This is a genomic window from Methanococcoides sp. NM1 (genome assembly GCF_900774285.1).
Lineage (GTDB): Archaea > Halobacteriota > Methanosarcinia > Methanosarcinales > Methanosarcinaceae > Methanococcoides > Methanococcoides vulcani.
In genome coordinates this window covers 16,098-33,884 of record NZ_CAAGTW010000001.1, presented here as the reverse complement: position 1 = coordinate 33,884, position 17,787 = coordinate 16,098, and the positions used below count along the sequence as shown (strand labels likewise).

The following is a 17,787-nucleotide window of genomic DNA, read 5'->3' as shown; positions in this document are numbered from 1 at the left end:
AGAGAAAGATAAATATGTTTCGATAGACAGGACTGTGGAATTGGACTTTTGCTTTAAGATTATCTCTTTTTGGATTTGTAGAAATCCTCATCTCAGGTGATTTTCCCATCACACATAAATGTTCTGTGCAAAGTCTCGAAATAATCCCGAATACGGCAAATCACGGCAATGAAATGCAAGGATTTCAATCAGTTCGATGATATGGCCATAAAATTTATATACATTTCATATAGAGAATTTTACAGGGTTTGACTGAGCCTACCAAAGTGCAGTTGAACCCCAAAAATTGCCCAAAGGCATATTAATGACGGCTTTAAGGATACATAAAGCTTGTCTGATCCTGCCTTTTGGGAAAACAAAAGGTGAAATAAATGAAAACAAAGATGAGATTTGGATTAACCGTGCTGCTAACAGCAATGTTGCTGGTGAGCATGGCGGTTTTACCGGCTGTAAGTGCACAAGCAAATGAAAATATTGGAACAAATACTGAAAATTATGAGTACAGCATAGAAAAAGAATATGGACAGCTGTTTTTAGAAAAAATGGGTTATTCTGCAAAATTAACTTCCCCCGTCCCATTGAAAAATATGGAAGATGATGTTGAAGCTGTTGCTTTTTCGGTAAATAATGAAGGTTATATCATCATTAATGTAAACGATTTATCAGTACCCGAGTTTTCAATGACAAGCGGAAGTCCGTTTGTTGACGAAAGTAAAGACTACTATTATAATGGCCCTCTTGCTTATGTTGAAGCGGAAAAACTAAAAGATAAAAAGATGAAAACTGCGTACATTTACAAAAAGGAAAAAGTGGATAAATCTAAAAAACTCTCTGATCTGAAAAAAACAGCTATAGAAACGCCTAATATTCAATTACTTTCGTCTACAAGTGGCAGTTTACTTCATACATTAGAAACTTGGGAAGATGACAATATTTATTGTGGTCCAATTGCTGCAGGAATCACTCTAATTTATCTGGATGATTATTGTAATCCAAATTTTGTAGATCCGGGTTATGAAAATCAGCAGGATTTGCTAAATCTAATAACCACTGATTATATAAGTAATAGTCCTGATGGCGTATCCCCATATGGAATAAGAGATGGGCTGAACAGCTATATTGCAGATCAAAATCTTGACAATAGTTATAGTTCTTACGGAACTCTTTTTAATTACAACAAACTTGTCTCTCTCATAAACGACAATAAACCTGTAATAGTCTGTACCTTAAACCATCCAACTTTCATTACTCATGCTACAATAGCACATGGATACTATGTTCTGGATGTCCCATATGTTAATCCACAATTGTATATTGTGGTCAATAACGGATGGGGAGACAATAATATCAGCATTCTTGTGGATGACTATCTTAATAAACAAGTGTGGATTGAATAATTTTTTTCTGGAAATATTCTAGTAGAATATTTCCTCCTTTATTTATTAAAAGGGATGAGAATGAACAAAATAATGAGCAATTTGGTTTTAGGTCTATTATTGTGCATCACAGTCATTTATTCTGGTTGCGTATCAGAACAAACGGAGGGAGAAAGGATCACTGAATTGACAGACATCGATAAACATACAATCACAAAAGTCTCTATCAGGAACGGAATGAATGGAGAACTGACCACAACAAATGATAGACTCAAAATAGAAGAATTGATCGACCAACTTGATAGATATCCCTTGAAGATAAAAGAGAATCAAGAATCTGTGGTTGGATATCGTTATTCCATAGATTTTTTTAGCGATTCCAATAAAATTTCAAGGATAACTATTGTAGGGCCTAACAAGATAAATGTCGATGGAATTTACTATGATGTTATTGATTCACCCATTGATCTGGAAGCAATTGACGAGCTTGTCGATTCAATGTAACAATTAATTCGCCATATAGATTGTCATAAATCAGACCAACATTTATATATGATTTCGAGATTCCATCACCCCATACTTAACGGTGATCTTTAATGGTGAAAGTAAAGGACCTAAAATGGAAACAGGACATGCGAGTGTCAGAGCTTGTCGATTCCTACGAATTCATCGGATTCCAGAGCGTTGAGCTCCAGCGGGCATCCGAAGTAATAGTTAAGATGAAAAAGGATTCTGCAAAGGTATTCCTGACATTTACCTCCAACATGGTCACCTCCGGTCTGAGAGGCTTCTTTGCCCAGCTTATCGAGCTGGGAATTGCCGATGTGATCGTTACCACTGTAGGCGGTCTTGAAGAAGATATAATGAAGGCCACAGGTGAAGATTTCCAGATAGGCTCGTTCCAGACAGATGATGTGGAACTGCACGAAAAAGGCATTAACCGTGTGGGAAACCTGCTTATCAAGAACGAGAGCTACATGAACTTCGAGAGCCTTATCGAAAGGATGCTCAAGAAACTTTACGAAAAACAAAAGCGCTGGGCTGTTTCCGAGATGCTTCGCGAGATCGGGCTGATGCTCGATGACGAGAACTCGATCCTTTACCAGGCGGCAAAGAACGATGTACCGATCTTCTGTCCGGCCATCACCGACGGTGCATTCGGTTTCCACTTATACCTGTTCCAGCAGGACCATCCTGATTTCATGGTCGATGTTGTCAAGGATTTCGGCAACATTTTGTTCGCAAGCAGCTTCGATGATCGCAAAGGCGTCATCGCACTGGGCGGATCGATATCAAAACACCATGCTATCCTGAGCACACTCCTGAACGGAGGTGCCGAATACGCAGTATATATGACAACTGCCCACCGCACCTCGGGAAGCATGTCCGGAGCAAACACCAACGAAGCAAAGTCATGGGGAAAGGTCAAGGACGAAAGCGATGTTGCCACTGTTATTGGAGACGTGAGCATCACATTCCCTCTTGCGATGATACATGCACTTGATGAGCTTGCAGAGGACGGTCTGCTGAAAAGCCTGAAAAAGAGCAATGAGGACAGCGGAGTGGTCAAATGAGCAGTTCAACCGTCCCGTCCCCAAAATTCACATTATCAAAAAAGGTAGTCCTTGAGCAATACAACAAGGTAAAGGAAGTCGTGGACATCCTGGGTTTCAGCTCCAAGACGAACCCCAGGATCAGCCCGATGATCGAAGAGAACACCGACGGATTCCTCAGCGTGCACATGATCAACGAGCTCAAGCACGTAAAGGACATGTCAAGAGTACTTTTCCTGGCACAGGGCTGGAACTCGGAGATCATAGAAGACCTCTATGAGAGAGGCATTCGCTCCTTTGCCGTTGACAATGAGTTCGACCTTGACGTCCTGCTCTCAACAATTGAGCCCACCGACTGGAAGATCACACTTCTGCTCCGTTTAAAGCTCAAAGAGCATTCCCTGAGGACAGAAAGATATTTCGTTTTCGGCATGAGCTCGGACACTATCAATGAAAGGGTAGCACAACTTAAGGATGATACCCACATGGAACATCTTGGAGTACATTTCCACAGGAAGACCCAGAACGTCAACGAGTGGAAGATCCAGCAGGACATAGAGGACGTGCTGTCAGAAGAAACACTTGAAGCCATCGACATACTCAACATCGGAGGAGGCCTCCCTTCAGAATATGCCAATACCAACGTCGATGTCATCGGAGGAATTTTCAGGCGCATTACCGAACTTCGGGAATGGTTGCATGAGAAAGACATACAGCTTATGATAGAGCCGGGAAGGTTCATTTCAGCACCTGCCGGAAAGCTCATCACCTATATCACAGGCGTCTATGACAACAACATCATTGTGAACGCTTCCGTCTACAACAGTGACATGGATGCGATCCTGGTACCTGTGAAACTGAGAGTTGAAGGCGAGGTTGGCAACAATGCCGGCAAACCTTATGTGATCAAGGGATGCACACCGTGCTCAATGGATCTTTTCAGGTACCGTGTGTACCTTAAGGACGAGCCGAAGATCGGCGATGAAATTGTGTTCATCAATGCAGGAGCTTACAATTTCACTTCGAATTTCTGTGATCTGGAAGAGATCCCTACGGAAATAATAGAATGATGATCAGTTGTCGGACACATCAGTTGTCGGACACATCAGCGGTCAGACCGATCACCTACGAATACCATTGCAGCCACCACGGTGGTCCACTATCTTTTTAATCCCCGGTTGCTGCATCGTAGCAGCAAGACCTTCGGCAAAAGGAACATGTTATATATAAAATAAAACATGCAGATATTCCTCAGATCCAAAAATAGCTTTAAACATATCAACACTTATACTGATCAGATAACACACATGGTGATAATTAATGGCAGATATCAAACACTGGGCAGAAGTCATTGCTGACGAAGCTCTGGAAAATGGGACCAAACACAGGATATCCACAGGGATCACACCTTCCGGCCACATCCATATTGGAAATATGAGAGAAGTCGTAACCGCAGATGCAGCATACAGGATGCTCGTAGAAAGAGGTGCTGAGACCGAATTCATATATATGGCCGACAACTTCGACCCGCTCCGAAAAGTATACCCGTTCCTTCCTGAAAGTTATGCAGAACATGTCGGAAAACCAATCTCCGAGATACCCTGCCCATGCGGAGAATGTGAAAGCTACGCAGAGCACTTCCTCAAACCTTTCCTTGAAGGGCTTGAAAAACTTGGGATCCACCCGAAGGTCTACCGTGCAGACCAGCTTTACAAGAGCGGCAGGTTCGTTGAAGCTATCAAGACAGCACTTATCAAAAGGGATGATATCGCAAAGATCCTCAAGGAAGTATCAGGAAAGGATGTGTTGCCTGAATGGAGCCCGTTCAACCCTATCTGCCAGGAATGTAAAAAGATAAATACAGCAGTTGTCACCGGATTCGATGCAGATGCTGAGACGGTCGATTATGAATGTCCCTGTGGCCATTCCGGCACAGTTCCAATGGCCGGAGGCGGAAAGCTCACCTGGCGTGTGGACTGGCCTGCAAAATGGAAGATGCTGGATGTAACAGTTGAACCATTCGGAAAGGACCATGCTTCAAGAGGCGGTTCCTATGACACAGGAAAGAGGATCGTTCGTGAGATATTCGACCACGAGCCACCACAGCCTATCGTCTATGAGTGGATCATGCTTGGAAAGAAAGGTGCAATGTCATCATCCACCGGTGTCGTGGTATCAATTTCTGACATGCTCAAGGTCGTGCCACCTGAGGTATTGCGCTATCTTATCATGCGTACAAAACCTGAAAAACACATCAAGTTCGACCCTGGACAGCCACTGCTGACACTTGTGGACGAGTATGAACGCCTCAACGCCAATCCTGAGGTCGAAGGTCTCAACAAGCGTGTGCTGGAACTCTCACATGCAAAGGGCATCTGCCACACCGATATTCCTTTCAAGCACATGACCACCATATTCCAGGTTGCATATGGTGACTTCGAGAAGATCATGAAGATCGTGGAACGTGCAGGATATGACACCACCAACGAGAAATGTACCAGGGAACTGACAAACAATGTATCCAACTGGCTTGAGATGTATGCACCACCGTTTGCAAAGTTCAGCGTAAAGGACGTACTTCCTGAGCAGACCGCAACACTCTCTGATGTGCAGAAAGCATTCCTTGGAGCATTATCTGAGATCATTGAAGGTAGCGGTGAACTGACAGGTGAGGATTATCACAACCTTGTCTATTCCTCAAAGGAAGCAGGCTCTGACCTCCATCTTAAGATCGTAGAGAAACTTGGCGTCGCCGAAGATGAGCTGGAGATAAATCCTAAAGAGATGTTCAAGGCGATCTACACTTCAGTGCTTGGCCAGCAGTCAGGACCTAAAGCAGGATGGTTCCTGTCATCCATAGACCAGGCTTTCCTTGCAAAGCGCTTCAGGGAAGCATCAACATACAGACCATAAGAACATGACATCAGGACCGGCATCCCACCCTCATTTTTCAGCATGGGACAGGGAATATTCCCATGTCCGGTGGGGCGGGGCAGCACCGATCGAACCGATCCGCTCCCGCATTCCTGATGGATGCCGTATCCTTGATGCAGGCTCGGGGAAAGGTCGTCACCTTCTCCCCTTATCTAATTTTTACGATTGTACAGGCATCGATGTGTCCCCCACAGCACTGAAAGCTTCAAGGGACTATCTTGCAAAACGTGAACGTGAAGCACACCATGTCGTATCTTCAATAACATATCTTCCTTTTGCAGACAACAGTTTTGAAGCGATCGTTTGTTTCGGAGTATTGCAGCATCTCTTAGAAAACGAACGTGAAAAAGCGGTCATTGAGTTTAAACGAATACTGAAACCAGGCGGTACGATCTTCCTGGAAGTCTTCGGGGTAAAAGATATGCGATATGGAGGAGATGCCGTTGAACCCCATACATTCATCCGCCAGAGCGGTATAATCTACCACTATTTTACAAAAGAAGAATTGCAGCATCTTTTCCGGGACTTCGGGATGCTGGACATCAATGATGTAATTACGGTAAAAAAGTTCAAGGGCGAGTTACACACCCGCCATATGGTCAACGGAACTATCCAACTGGCATCAGAAGAAGATACCAAGATAGGCTAAAAGCACTATCAACAGTGCCCCAACAACTCCTGCAAATGCACAGACCAGTATCACAACCCATGAGAAAGCAATATTCAGACCCAGTGCAAAGTTGGCGATCAGAAGGAGGACCACACCCAATACGGTGTTCACCACCATGTTCTTGACAGTCTTCAGCACCTTGTATAGAAGAAGGGCTATTATGATAGCCACCAGTACTACTATAAATTCCATTACCATGTTTATCTATTGAAAATAGATGTCAACGATATTTAACACTTACTTCAAAAAGATGCAAGGAATTCCCGAAGGATCACTTCGAGCTCTTCAGTGTTAGAATACTCTTTTACAGTGGCGTTACCATTGGTATTTCCCAGTATCATGGCAGAGACATTCGTATCCGGCCTATGGACACAAAGTATTGGAATACCCTTGTTTATCGCTGAACAAACCTCATAACCCACACCTGTGGAAGCAAGGCTGACCTCTGCGATCATGCATTCACTTTCCTTTAAAAAGCCCATATCACGTTCGTATATCTGACTCTCGCTCATGAGTGACTCCGTCATTTCGACACCATCGTGAGCCACATGCCAGCTCAACACCTCATGGCCGTTCCTGCGAAGATATCCGCAAATGAACTGATACGTGGGAAGCATCTGTCTCCCCCCACGAATAGAGCCGGAAAGGAATACCTTCATAGAACTCCCCTCATGTAATGCCCTGAAGTGTAACCGTCAGTAATATCCTTGCATTTGCCGGGCTTTTTCCCGTCCAGAGCACCACGATAGCGTTGTGTGACCTTTTTCACCTTCGAAGCATCCATAGTCCTTGCCTCGACCCTCACCGCTGCCACACCTGCCTTGATAAGCTTGCCAATATTCTCGATCATGCAAAGCTCTTTTGAATTCAGCACATGCATCCTGCAATCGTTATCCATGAGCAACGGGAAGCAATACTCTTTCTCATCGAACAGCTCGAACTCCCCATCCTCGCACGGACGGGAACAGCCAGTTCCTTCACCGAGTATGTCACCGACCATACAGTAACGTGATTCCATGACTTCCAGCCTGCCATGGACAATGCACTCCACAGAGCCACATTGTGCGACATCCTCTACCTGGGACAATGACATTTCCGGGGATAATACCACCGAACCTGCACCAAGCTGCTTCATAGCTGCATAAGAATGCAGATTGAAAACATTCATCGGACTGTCCGCGACCACCGTCATACCTGCTTCCACTGCAAGCCTGAATGTACCGTAGTTCGAGACCACAGCACCATCAAACCCAAGCCCCTTTGCAACCCTGAGTGTTTCCTTCACGCGGCCCATATCGTCATCCGATACGATCTTCGGAGTGTTCACGTAGATCTTTCGGCCCTCTTTTCTGCACCTCTCGAAGGCTTCCTTCATGTCCAGAGGTGCTCTGCCCCTGAAAACTTCCCCTCCGGCATAGATTACATCTGCTCCGCCATCAATAGCAGCCTCAAGCCTCCGGGAATCATCAACACTCACGACCAACAGAGGCTTATCCAGATTCACTTCCTCACAGGCAACATCAGGAGCTTTACACTTGTCTTTTGGATTACGTCGCCCTTTTTCAATCCTTGAAGCTTCCAGTTGGGAAACTGCCAGGTTCCTGATATCGTTAAGTGCCCTGATGGGAATGAATACATCTCCCGTAACAGTCACATCCATATCAACCGGCTCAAAAACAGAATTACCCAATTTTGAGAGCTGTTGCCTGACCTGCTCTTCAGTTGTCGGTTTCTTCTGGGCGACCTCAACAACATAATCAGAATCCACAGAAACCATATTGTCATCAGCATCCACCATTTCCAGCTGCAATACTGAACCTGCAGCGATATCTGACCGAAGCCTCACAGGCACGTTCCGTATAGGCTTTGGAGATGTGAATGTCTTTTTCAGCGAGTCCATTAAGGACCGGTCCATAGTTCTGTAGATAAAGCTCCCGGAACGAACCTTTTCAAAGAATGGGATCTCAACAACATCGCCTTTTGTACCGGAATCGACTTCTTCGCCATCCAGGACCATGCGTGTGATATTCTCACCTGCATTTTCCAGCCCTTCAGCGCCTATACCGTCGCCTAACGCCAGTTCGGTGGAAAGCTCTACTATGATCCGCCTTTCATCGCTGTTGTAGCCTACAACAGTACCTGCGACCACACCTCGGTTGTATGGTTGCTCGCGGCTCATCATGCCTGTTCTTGATGTGCCCTCAAGATAAACATCAGTAAACTCCCTGTTGAAAAGCTGTTCAAGTACAAGGGACTCCTCAGGAGATACGAAATACGAATCCGGATCATCCATGTAGCGATCGATCAAACGTCTGTAAGTGCTCACAACGCCTGCCACATATTCAGGCCTTTTCATCCTGCCTTCTATCTTGAAGGAATCCACACCTGCTTCGATCAGCTGTGGCAGCATTTCTGTTGTGTTAAGGTCTTTCGGGCTTAAGAGATAAGGACCATCAGTGTCAACCACTTCGCCGTCCATTTCCAGTTCGTACATCTTCCTGCAGGGCTGGGCACAGTGTCCGCGATTACCACTCCTGCCACCGATCATACTGCTCAGGAGACATTGACCGGAATAGGAGATGCAAAGTGCTCCATGAACGAAAGTTTCGATCTCAATGCTGGTAGCCTGCTTTACAGAACGTATCTCATCAAGAGACATTTCCCTTGCAAGCACCACCCTTTTGACACCGAGGTCTTCAAGAAAACGTACACCTTCACTATTATGAATCGTCATCTGGGTGCTTGCATGTATCGGAAGTTCGGGAACGATCTCTTTTGCAAGGGAAAGCAAACCGATATCCTGGACAATGACCGCATCTACACCGTATTCACTCAGGGAACACAGCATTTTCGCAGCTTTTCCAATCTCCTGATCCTTGACCAGAGTATTTACCGTAACAAAGACCTTGACACCACGAAGATGTGCATGATCGATAGCTTCCCGTATCTCTTCAAGGGTAAAATTGCCGGCATAGGCCCTTGCACCCAGGATCTTAGCACCAAGATAGACAGCATCTGCACCGTTTTCCACAGCAGCTACGAAAGATTCCCAGTTGCCTGCCGGGGCCAGAAGTTCAGGTTTTTTTCTCATGATCAGTCAGTACAAATGCAAGGGTTCTTCCCACATGTAGGACATACAAGCGGATACTTTTCCAGGAATGCTGCCTCGAGGTCGATCTCGAAGAGATTTGCCAGAGCACCTATCCAGGCAAAACAATCTGCAAGCTCTTCCCTCAGGTTTTCCATGTCCTCCCTGCGAACTGCCTCTGCCAGTTCCCCGATCTCCTCGACCAGCCAGAGAGTGGTTGCAGCAGCTCCTCTGCGTTTATCATTGTGTGCGTACAGGTCGTACATCAGTTTCTGGAATTCTGAGATCTCCATATTGTCAGCTCCTTAAATGTTATCAGGATAATTGATTGTGATCAAAGCCTGACAGGGATGTCCTTTTTCTTCAGTGCTTCTTTCACATCACGCACAGTGTACTCCCCAAAGTGGAAAATACTGGCAGCAAGTCCGGCATCGGCCTTACCATCAATGAAACCTCCATACATGTGCTCAGGTTTCCCGACACCGCCGGAAGCGATGATAGGGATCTCCAGCTCTTCTGAAAGCTTCCTTGTGATAGGGATGTCAAAACCATCATAGGTCCCGTCACGGTCCATACTTGTCAGCAATATCTCGCCTGAACCAAGCTCTTCGACCTTCTTCGCCCACTGGACAGCATCCAGGCCTGTGGGTTTGCGACCACCATAGATCACAACTTCATACCATGCAGGAGTTCCGTCCTCAAGCTCGAGAATTGTCTTGTCCTGATTGTTCTCAACATCCGGATTGCGTTTGCAGTCGATAGCTGTCACAATGCACTGGGAACCAAAGATATCTGAAGCCTCTTTGATAAGCTGAGGGTTCTTCACCGCAGCAGTATTGATGGATACCTTATCTGCACCTGCACGCAGTATCTGCCTGACATCCTCGACAGAATTTATCCCTCCACCGACGGTCAGGGGGATAAAGACCTCATCAGCGGTACGCTCGATCACATCGATCATTGTTGAGCGGCCTTCGTGGGATGCTGTAATATCCAGGAAAACAAGTTCATCCGCACCCTGCTCATTATAGCGTTTAGCAAGGTCCACCGGATCGCCTGCTTTTTTGAGATCTACGAATTCAACACCTTTGACAACGGTGCCACCTTCTGAATCAAGGGTAACATCAAGACAGGGGATAATCCTCTTTGTAAGCATAGTTTAGGTAATGAATGTCCTCTAATTAAATGTTGTTGAAGGATAAGAGTATGTGCTCAAAAGGACGTGCTCCATCGTCACTCTGAACGGAATATTTAAACGCTATGAGCCACATAAAAAATGGCTAATGTATTTAAAGCGTATTGCCCTTGCAATCCTGATGGTCCTTTTTTTAACAGGCACATCCTCCGCTGCAGATGATTTCCAGTATGAGGAGATCTGGGTACATCAGGGGGTCTTTGATCTTGCAACAGGAGACCGGGCATCCGCTGAGAAATACACTGTCAAGCTCCATGAGGTTAATGAAGATGAGGACGGTTTTCCCGCTACATTGCTTCTATACGTTGACGGCGAATTCCGGAAGAGCTTCTTTGCAGATGCTTCGCTGAACAATGAGTTCATCCATGACGGGGACCTCACGGTAAGAACGCTTTCAATTGACGAAACGAAGGTTACTCTCGAACTGTATCTTCACGAATACGAACTTGTATGGATACCATCTGAGAGCCGGAAGCTCGCAGTCGAAGACACGGTACAGGTGGACAATACCATCATCAAATTGCTCAATGTGAGTGACAACGTTGCAACCCTGGAAGTTACAATCAATGAAAAAACCTATGTTGACGAATACGAAACAAACGGCTACAAGAAGTATTCAGATGACATACTGTTAAGGGTAACATACATTGACAGGGACAAAAAAGAGATGAATTTACAGCTGTACCAGCCAGGTGAACCCTACTTCAAAATAGAGATCAACGACCTTGGAGAGGAATATTCCCCCAACATACCTGCTTCTTTTGAGATATACCTGAAGAACACAGGAACGATACCTGCCAGGGGAATAACCATCACCGCATCTGCCAGTAACGGACAACTTGATCCGGTAAGCTACGAGCTTGCAATGCTTGATACATTGAAGATCCACAAAATACCGGTCAACCTCACATTACCCGAAACACCGGTAAAAGAGAACATAATGATCGATGTGAACGTTGACGGTTATGACTACATGGGAAACAACTACCGGGATTCCACCACATCACAGACCATTGTTGAACCGTACATATCTATTGAAAAGGCAATTGACACCCATCTTCTGACAGAAGAGGACAAAACTAAAAGAAAGATCATCGTCGAGATGGTGGTCTACAACAATGCAAGTATTGGACATGAAGTTAACATACATGACCCAATACCTTCAACTTTTATGCCTGTGGGAGTGGAATCAGCGGACTGGACAGTATTCATTGGTGCCGGAAGATCAGAAAATATACGATATAAGGCATTGCCCACAGTCGCCGGGACGTATGAACTGGAACCGGCAATTGCAAGCTGGTACTCACAGGGAGAAACTTACAGCGTTGTATCGGATGGTGCTGCAGTGACCATCGATGTTGAAGGAACATCACTGGAAGTCAAAAAGGATGTTAGTCTCAGTGATATTTTCACAGGAGAGGAAGTCGACGTAACGGTCACTATCACGAACATCGGAAAAAGTGATGTTGAAGTTTCTTTAACAGAGGACATACCTGCTGGATTCAGGTTCGTCAGTGGAGAAGATAACTGGGAAGGCTTACTTGAGGTCGGAGACAAAAAACGAATCACCTACACGATGATTGCACAGGAAGAGGGCATATTTGAACTGACCCCTTCAATAGTTTCCTACACCGATGAAGATGATCTCCAGGGTACGTTCGAATCGAATGTGGTCAAACTGTATGTTTATTCGCTTGGACAAACTGATATGAACATAGAAAGTGAGAACACAAAAATTGATAATGAACCCCTCTCAAGAGGAGAACATGCCAGTTTCCTGTTATCCGCATTTGTCACGATAGCAGGCGTACTTTCCATAATCCCGCTTATTGCATATTTTTATATACGCAGGTCGCATTGAATAACTCAAAAAGGTTGCAGTAAACGCATAGCATAAATTTATCTGAAACTAAAGGAGGATCTGGAACGGACATTGTTGGAACAGGCACAGCAGTATTGATATTCGCACTGTTCGCTGCTATTGTGCTGTATCTGCTTGTCAACTACTCTTCTTTAATGGCAGCCATTGTACTGCTTGCAGTTCCTTTAGTTACCATTGTTGCTATACCTGAGACCGCAAATGCATTTCTGGCACATGAACATGCAAGGCTTGCTGGAGGACTTGTGCCCATCAACAACTATCATCTGCTGCTGTTCGTCTGGTCCACCATCATAGGGATCATACTTTACACAGAGTTTCTTACGTGGTACCTTTCAAAGAACAAAAGATCAGTAAAATAAAAACAGATTTGTGAAATAAAAGATCAAAAAATGAGAAGGATGAGCTTTCACTCATCCAGCCTGTAGTAATATTCACCCTGTGCTTTCTGTTCCCTGTCCAGACGGGAACCCTGTTTGTTCACCCTTGGACGTGCTGTATCCTCATCCCTTCTGAACGTGATATTAAGGTCTGAAAGGAACTTGTTCATACCATCCTGCATACTCGAGGGAGGATGTGCCTTACCATAAACAGCAGGTTTGCCTTCGAATACGATCAGCCTTTCGCTGAGCATATCGATCATGTAGATGTCATGGTCTACCACCAGAGCGGTCTTACCGTTGTTCTCAGCAAATCTCTTGATGGCCTTTGTGGCAAGGGAACGCTGTTCCACATCAAGGTGTGCACTTGGCTCGTCAAGAATGTACAGGTCAGCATCCCTTGAAAGACATGCAGCAATGGCTACCCTCTGCAACTCACCACCACTGAGATCATTGAGCATTTTCTCAAAGAGAGGTTCAAGCTGGAGTGGCTTGATAACTTCTGCCTGATAGTAACTTGTATCGAACCTGCGGGTAATGCTCCTCAGGAACATCTGCACCTGCATCGAATTCTCACCTTTGATATACTGTGGCTTGTAGGAGATAGAAATATCAATGTCCATCTCGCCCTCATCGGGCTCGACCTCCCCTGCAAGTATCTGGACAAACGTGGATTTACCAATACCATTCGGACCTACGATACCGATAACTTCTCCTTCTTTAAGGGAGCCAGCATCTGTCTCCAGTGAGAAAGTATCACCGTATTTCTTGGAGAATGCATTATAATCCACAAGCGATGCAATATCCGTTCCCACGCGTGGAGGGTGGACCTCGAAAGTAATGGCATCCGGCCGAATACGGACGTTCTCTTCAGGAAGAAAACCCTTAAGGTACTGGTTGATAGCTACACGTACACCTTTCGGATGGGTTACTACACCGTAACCACCAGGCACACCATAGGCCACCTGGACCACATCCGACAGCATATCCAGTATAGCAAGATCGTGTTCCACAACAAGAACTGCCTTTTCGGCTGAAAGCTCCTGTATGAGCTTTGAAGAGTTTATACGCTGGTAGATATCCAGATATGGACTTATCTCATCAAAGAAGTAAAAGTCGGCATCCCTTGCGGCACAGGCTGCAATGGCAACCCTCTGCAGTTCACCACCACTGAGGTCTCCGATATTGCGGTCGATTATAGGACGCAGATCAAGCCTTTCAACAAGTTCATCCAGTACACCGCGCTCATCGGTACCTTCCAGGAGATCACGGGTCTTCCCTTTGAAAGCTTTCGGGATCATATCCACATACTGTGGCTTTTGGGACACCTTGACCTTGCCATCGATCACATCCTTGAAATAATCGTACATGGCAGTTCCGGAATAGTGCTCCAGAACCTTATCCCAGTCGTTGTTATCGCCACCGAAGTTAGGAACAACAGCTCCTGAAAGGATCTGGACGGAGGTACTTTTACCAATACCGTTAGGTCCAAGGATACCAGTGACCCTGCCCACCTGAGGCGTGGGGAGCCCATACAGGGCAAATCCATTGGGACCATACCTGTGGGTTGGTTCGGTCAATGCTTCAGGCAGACCGATTATCATGATAGCATCAAAAGGACATTTGTTGACACAGATACCGCATCCTACACAAAGTTCCTCGGAGATAATGGCCTTGCCGTCCTCTCCAAAGACAATGGTCTCATCGCCGGTCCTGACCCTCGGACAGTATTTTTCACATTCATGGCTGCATCGCCTTGGCTGGCATCTATCCTTGTTCAATATTGCAATTCGCATAGGGCATCACTGAAGTTATTTAATGGAATGTATAAATTAAATTGAATTAAACTAAACTGAACTGGCTGTGGAAATTCAAAAAAAGCAGGATCATGGGCTGTGTCAGTTCAACAACAGCGTCCATGTCACAAGACAGAAGTCAATTACGATGAATTCGACGTAGAACCAATCCTTGACACCGAACTCCTTCGTATCTATCTTGATGGCGGGATAGATAACACGCTGCGCATAATATGCCAGCACAGCAACGATGATCAATGCTGCATACCAGGGAGTTTCAGTACCTGCGCCGAACCTGTAGAAGGCACCAAATCCTGCGATCATACCAATGAATGCAGCGATAGCGGTCTTGACTATACCTTCTACATGAGCTGCCTTACGTTCCTCGGGTGTCTTTTCCTTGATGATCTTAGGCTTTGAGACAACAGGAGCGTCAGACTGATCTGCATTATCCTTTGTGCCACCTGACTTCTTTTTGCTTTCTTTTTTCAATTGGCTTCTTCTCCTGAGATAAATATGATTGGGTGTTATAAACATCAGAACATATATAAACGTTTATTCCTGAAGCATAAAAATTACAAAATCAGAGGAATTCATTGCCAAGAATGTTGTCAACATCCTCAAGGCAAACAGCTCCCCTTCCAATGCTGTTCAGGTGAGAAGCGAATTTTCCGGGACGATCTCCACCCGGATGATATACCAAAGTCATTTCGGGATCGACCTTCTCGACCATATCCACAAGACCGTTCGCATCCAGATGGTCACTTATCTGAAGGGAGGGATAATAATAGTCCTGCCTGCCCGTCATCACATATTTGGCCATGTTACGGGGCAGCTTCCCTAGATCCCACGGAGGCACGATGCAAACAGCATCCCCATCAAACTCGCCCAATCCCACAAGCTCCCCGGGTTCGTCCAGAAGCCTGTTTGAAAGCATTAGTGATTTTTCTTCCATGGCAATAGGACCATCATGTCCGATCTCACGCAAAAGCTCCACTGCACGCTGTGCCTTTCCAAAAGCATATGCTCCAAAAGCAACCTGTGGGCTGGATTCCAAGGCACTCCTGAAGCCTTCGATGTCATCCTCAAAATGACATGATGGATCGTCATGGTCACCATAATTTGCCTCGGTTATCAGCAGATCACATTTGGGCAATGCGGAAGGATCTTTCACATCTCCTGTGACAAGTATCCGCGTTCCGACATCATTTTCCCAGTAAAATGCAACCGCTCCTGCAGTATGCCCTGTGGGATATGTCCGGACAGTTGCGCCATTGACCTCTATGGATCCGCACATGTCAACGGTCTTGCCTTTGAACTTGCGATCATGTCGTATCTCAAGCGCTACTGCGGTCTTATCAGTACAGACCGAAAGCTCAGAGAGCATAGCAGACTTCCCGTGGTGATCAGAATGAGCATGAGTTATAAGATAGGCATCCGGTTGAGGCTGCTTTTGGGGGACACGTGTGGAATCAACGGAAAATGTGCAAACCTTCTCATCTTCTGACCTGAACCTTACAGCAAGATGGGGCTTGAAAGTTCCTCGCGAATTCTTCTGGCGGCATGCCAGAACACCCATGTCTATCAACCGATCCAAGTAATACCTCAGTTCAGGGATATGTATCAAGGTATTTACATGTTGTCAGAATGAAGAACTTAAAAAGAATAAAAATGAAGGAAAATGAGGGGAGGAAATAATGAAGGAAAAGAAAAAGATTATAAGAGCTGGCTAAGCTCTGAGCGAAGTACATCGGCACTTGTCACACCGGTGAAACGCCTGACCTCAGCTCCGTCCTTCTCAATGATCAGAGTGGGAACTGCACTGATTCCGTATTTGCCTGCAAGGGCATTGTTCTGGTCAACATCCACCATCTTGAATTCTACCTTGTCGCCCATCTCACCTTCAAGATCCTCAAGGATCGGTTTCTGCATCTGGCAGGGTCCGCACCATGTTGCGGTAAAGTCCATTACTACTACATTGTTCATTGATAATCACCTTTGGTTTTGTAAAAATAAAAAGGGTATTGTATGCTTCACACAAAACCATGTTGTTATTCTATAAATAATTTTTGTATTCATTACTGAGTACAAAGATCGTACATCAAGGGCCCAATTACAAAATAAACAGCATAAGCCACTTACTTCCGTTTGATATTACTGTAATACATACACTCATCAGGAGTGAAAATCGGCATTTCTTCCGAACCCCTGACCATCTTCACAGGTGCACCACGTATCAGAACGCACGGAATGCATTCATCTGCTTCACCCATTAACAGCTGGGCAGCAGACGCCAGATTATCTGCGACCGCCTTGCGTGTAATATTAAGGGTTTTTCCGAACAGGTCACGTGAGCCTCTTGCATCCTCCACAGGGACGATGCCTGATGTGCCCAGTGCCACACCCATGCACCCAAGGCGCAAGGGCTGCGTACGGCTGTCCCCGATTATCACACCGAGATGACAGCAGCAGAACTCCTCTAAACCGGCACGGATAGTAGCTGCACTCTTCTGTGCGTTCTCAGGCAGAAGGACAACGTGCCCCTCGGGAGCGTTGGAACCATCGATACCAGCATTCGGGGAAAGGGTTCCCTTTGTAATAGTAAGAGCTGCTCCCGGCACACCGCCGATGATATCATCACATTCACACAGGACAAGCTCCATTTCCCGGGAATCAACGCAGTACTTACCTGCAAGTTCCTCTGCTTCTTTTCCGGGAATGACAGTGGAAAGGTCTACCATTCTTCCTTCTGCAGTGGCTACCGCAGACTCTGCCAATACCAGGACATCGCCGTCCTGCAGGAAGATCTCATGCGCGTTGAAGGATCCACATAGCACATTCACCATGTCATCGCCGGGCTTGATCAGGCGAGTACGTACACCAATGATCTGCATAGAAGGAAGTTCAGAGCTCAAT

The 17,787-nt window shown here is 45.7% G+C and carries 18 protein-coding genes; 8 read left to right on the top strand and 10 right to left on the bottom strand.

Annotated features, from left to right (window positions below; translation table 11 throughout):
- Positions 1-371: 371 nt before the first annotated feature.
- The 6 genes from E7X56_RS00180 to E7X56_RS00155 all read left to right on the top strand — a co-directional run bounded on the left by E7X56_RS00180 (position 372) and on the right by E7X56_RS00155 (position 6,512).
- Positions 372-1,397: a hypothetical protein gene (locus E7X56_RS00180; protein WP_135603688.1), complete on the top strand. Its 1,026-nt coding sequence runs from the start codon at positions 372-374 to the stop codon at positions 1,395-1,397.
- A gap of 60 nt (positions 1,398-1,457) precedes the next feature.
- Entirely contained in the window at positions 1,458-1,880 is a 423-nt protein-coding gene (locus E7X56_RS00175) for a hypothetical protein (protein WP_135603686.1), read from the top strand.
- A 92-nt stretch (positions 1,881-1,972) separates the two neighbouring features.
- Positions 1,973-2,950, top strand: a complete 978-nt coding sequence (locus tag E7X56_RS00170; protein ID WP_135603684.1) for a deoxyhypusine synthase family protein — start codon at positions 1,973-1,975, stop codon at positions 2,948-2,950.
- Entirely contained in the window at positions 2,947-3,999 is a 1,053-nt protein-coding gene (locus E7X56_RS00165; RefSeq protein WP_135603682.1) for a decarboxylase, read from the top strand. Before E7X56_RS00170 ends, E7X56_RS00165 begins: the two co-directional genes overlap by 4 nt.
- Before the next feature lie 250 nt (positions 4,000-4,249).
- A complete protein-coding gene (lysS, locus tag E7X56_RS00160) occupies positions 4,250-5,842 on the top strand; it encodes a lysine--tRNA ligase (protein WP_135603680.1) in 1,593 nt (530 codons plus the stop codon).
- Positions 5,843-5,846: 4 nt separating this feature from the next.
- A complete protein-coding gene (locus E7X56_RS00155) occupies positions 5,847-6,512 on the top strand; it encodes a bifunctional 2-polyprenyl-6-hydroxyphenol methylase/3-demethylubiquinol 3-O-methyltransferase UbiG (protein ID WP_135603678.1) in 666 nt (221 codons plus the stop codon).
- Here the strand turns inward: E7X56_RS00155 and E7X56_RS00150 are convergent.
- From E7X56_RS00150 to hisF, 5 genes are read right to left on the bottom strand one after another with little or no spacing between them, the layout of a single operon-like run.
- Entirely contained in the window at positions 6,486-6,731 is a 246-nt protein-coding gene (locus E7X56_RS00150; RefSeq protein ID WP_135603676.1) for a pro-sigmaK processing inhibitor BofA family protein, read from the bottom strand. The two genes, E7X56_RS00155 and E7X56_RS00150, sit on opposite strands and share 27 nt — an antisense overlap.
- A 44-nt stretch (positions 6,732-6,775) precedes the next feature.
- On the bottom strand, positions 6,776-7,150 hold the full coding sequence (locus tag E7X56_RS00145) for a nucleoside 2-deoxyribosyltransferase (RefSeq protein ID WP_244603341.1): 375 nt from the start codon (positions 7,148-7,150) through the stop codon (positions 6,776-6,778).
- 38 nt (positions 7,151-7,188) lie between these two features.
- Complete coding sequence (locus tag E7X56_RS00140; protein WP_244603340.1) at positions 7,189-9,624, bottom strand: DUF3656 domain-containing protein; 2,436 nt, start codon at positions 9,622-9,624, stop codon at positions 7,189-7,191.
- Between the two features lie 2 nt (positions 9,625-9,626).
- A complete protein-coding gene (locus E7X56_RS00135; RefSeq protein WP_135603670.1) occupies positions 9,627-9,914 on the bottom strand; it encodes a MazG nucleotide pyrophosphohydrolase domain-containing protein in 288 nt (95 codons plus the stop codon).
- 41 nt (positions 9,915-9,955) lie between these two features.
- Positions 9,956-10,777, bottom strand: a complete 822-nt coding sequence (gene hisF / locus E7X56_RS00130; RefSeq protein WP_135603668.1) for an imidazole glycerol phosphate synthase subunit HisF — start codon at positions 10,775-10,777, stop codon at positions 9,956-9,958.
- A 127-nt stretch (positions 10,778-10,904) separates the two neighbouring features.
- On the opposite strand from hisF, the gene E7X56_RS00125 reads away from it, so the two are divergent.
- Together E7X56_RS00125 and E7X56_RS00120 are read left to right on the top strand one after the other, a co-directional pair.
- Complete coding sequence (locus tag E7X56_RS00125) at positions 10,905-12,677, top strand: DUF11 domain-containing protein (RefSeq protein ID WP_135603666.1); 1,773 nt, start codon at positions 10,905-10,907, stop codon at positions 12,675-12,677.
- 95 nt (positions 12,678-12,772) lie between these two features.
- Entirely contained in the window at positions 12,773-13,057 is a 285-nt protein-coding gene (locus E7X56_RS00120; RefSeq protein ID WP_244603339.1) for a hypothetical protein, read from the top strand.
- 47 nt (positions 13,058-13,104) lie between these two features.
- Here the strand turns inward: E7X56_RS00120 and E7X56_RS00115 are convergent, their stop codons facing one another.
- The 5 genes from E7X56_RS00115 to cofE all read right to left on the bottom strand — a co-directional run bounded on the left by E7X56_RS00115 (position 13,105) and on the right by cofE (position 17,786).
- The gene (locus E7X56_RS00115) at positions 13,105-14,871 is read right to left on the bottom strand and encodes a ribosome biogenesis/translation initiation ATPase RLI (protein ID WP_135603662.1); all 1,767 of its coding nucleotides are present in this window, start codon (positions 14,869-14,871) and stop codon (positions 13,105-13,107) included.
- 102 nt (positions 14,872-14,973) lie between these two features.
- Positions 14,974-15,363: a hypothetical protein gene (locus tag E7X56_RS00110; protein ID WP_091689201.1), complete on the bottom strand. Its 390-nt coding sequence runs from the start codon at positions 15,361-15,363 to the stop codon at positions 14,974-14,976.
- A 91-nt stretch (positions 15,364-15,454) separates the two neighbouring features.
- A complete protein-coding gene (locus E7X56_RS00105) occupies positions 15,455-16,450 on the bottom strand; it encodes an MBL fold metallo-hydrolase (protein WP_135604274.1) in 996 nt (331 codons plus the stop codon).
- A 137-nt stretch (positions 16,451-16,587) separates the two neighbouring features.
- Positions 16,588-16,857 (bottom strand): co-chaperone YbbN, encoded by a 270-nt coding sequence (locus E7X56_RS00100; RefSeq protein ID WP_135603660.1) that lies wholly within the window; start codon positions 16,855-16,857, stop codon positions 16,588-16,590.
- A 152-nt stretch (positions 16,858-17,009) separates the two neighbouring features.
- Entirely contained in the window at positions 17,010-17,786 is a 777-nt protein-coding gene (gene cofE / locus E7X56_RS00095) for a coenzyme F420-0:L-glutamate ligase (RefSeq protein ID WP_244603338.1), read from the bottom strand.
- Position 17,787: the final 1 nt, after the last annotated feature.

Excerpts from the sequence above, each read along its gene's own strand:
- E7X56_RS00180 (WP_135603688.1), top strand. The coding sequence starts at position 372 with ATGAAAACAAAGATGAGATTTGGATTAACCGTGCTGCTAACAGCAATG.
- E7X56_RS00175 (WP_135603686.1), top strand. The coding sequence starts at position 1,458 with ATGAACAAAATAATGAGCAATTTGGTTTTAGGTCTATTATTGTGCATC.
- E7X56_RS00170 (WP_135603684.1), top strand. The coding sequence starts at position 1,973 with ATGGTGAAAGTAAAGGACCTAAAATGGAAACAGGACATGCGAGTGTCA.
- E7X56_RS00165 (WP_135603682.1), top strand. The coding sequence starts at position 2,947 with ATGAGCAGTTCAACCGTCCCGTCCCCAAAATTCACATTATCAAAAAAG.
- lysS (WP_135603680.1), top strand. The coding sequence starts at position 4,250 with ATGGCAGATATCAAACACTGGGCAGAAGTCATTGCTGACGAAGCTCTG.
- E7X56_RS00155 (WP_135603678.1), top strand. The coding sequence starts at position 5,847 with ATGACATCAGGACCGGCATCCCACCCTCATTTTTCAGCATGGGACAGG.
- E7X56_RS00150 (WP_135603676.1), bottom strand. The coding sequence starts at position 6,731 with ATGGTAATGGAATTTATAGTAGTACTGGTGGCTATCATAATAGCCCTT.
- E7X56_RS00145 (WP_244603341.1), bottom strand. The coding sequence starts at position 7,150 with ATGCTTCCCACGTATCAGTTCATTTGCGGATATCTTCGCAGGAACGGC.
- E7X56_RS00140 (WP_244603340.1), bottom strand. The coding sequence starts at position 9,624 with ATGAGAAAAAAACCTGAACTTCTGGCCCCGGCAGGCAACTGGGAATCT.
- E7X56_RS00135 (WP_135603670.1), bottom strand. The coding sequence starts at position 9,914 with ATGGAGATCTCAGAATTCCAGAAACTGATGTACGACCTGTACGCACAC.
- hisF (WP_135603668.1), bottom strand. The coding sequence starts at position 10,777 with ATGCTTACAAAGAGGATTATCCCCTGTCTTGATGTTACCCTTGATTCA.
- E7X56_RS00125 (WP_135603666.1), top strand. The coding sequence starts at position 10,905 with ATGTATTTAAAGCGTATTGCCCTTGCAATCCTGATGGTCCTTTTTTTA.
- E7X56_RS00115 (WP_135603662.1), bottom strand. The coding sequence starts at position 14,871 with ATGCGAATTGCAATATTGAACAAGGATAGATGCCAGCCAAGGCGATGC.
- E7X56_RS00105 (WP_135604274.1), bottom strand. The coding sequence starts at position 16,450 with ATGGGTGTTCTGGCATGCCGCCAGAAGAATTCGCGAGGAACTTTCAAG.
- E7X56_RS00100 (WP_135603660.1), bottom strand. The coding sequence starts at position 16,857 with ATGAACAATGTAGTAGTAATGGACTTTACCGCAACATGGTGCGGACCC.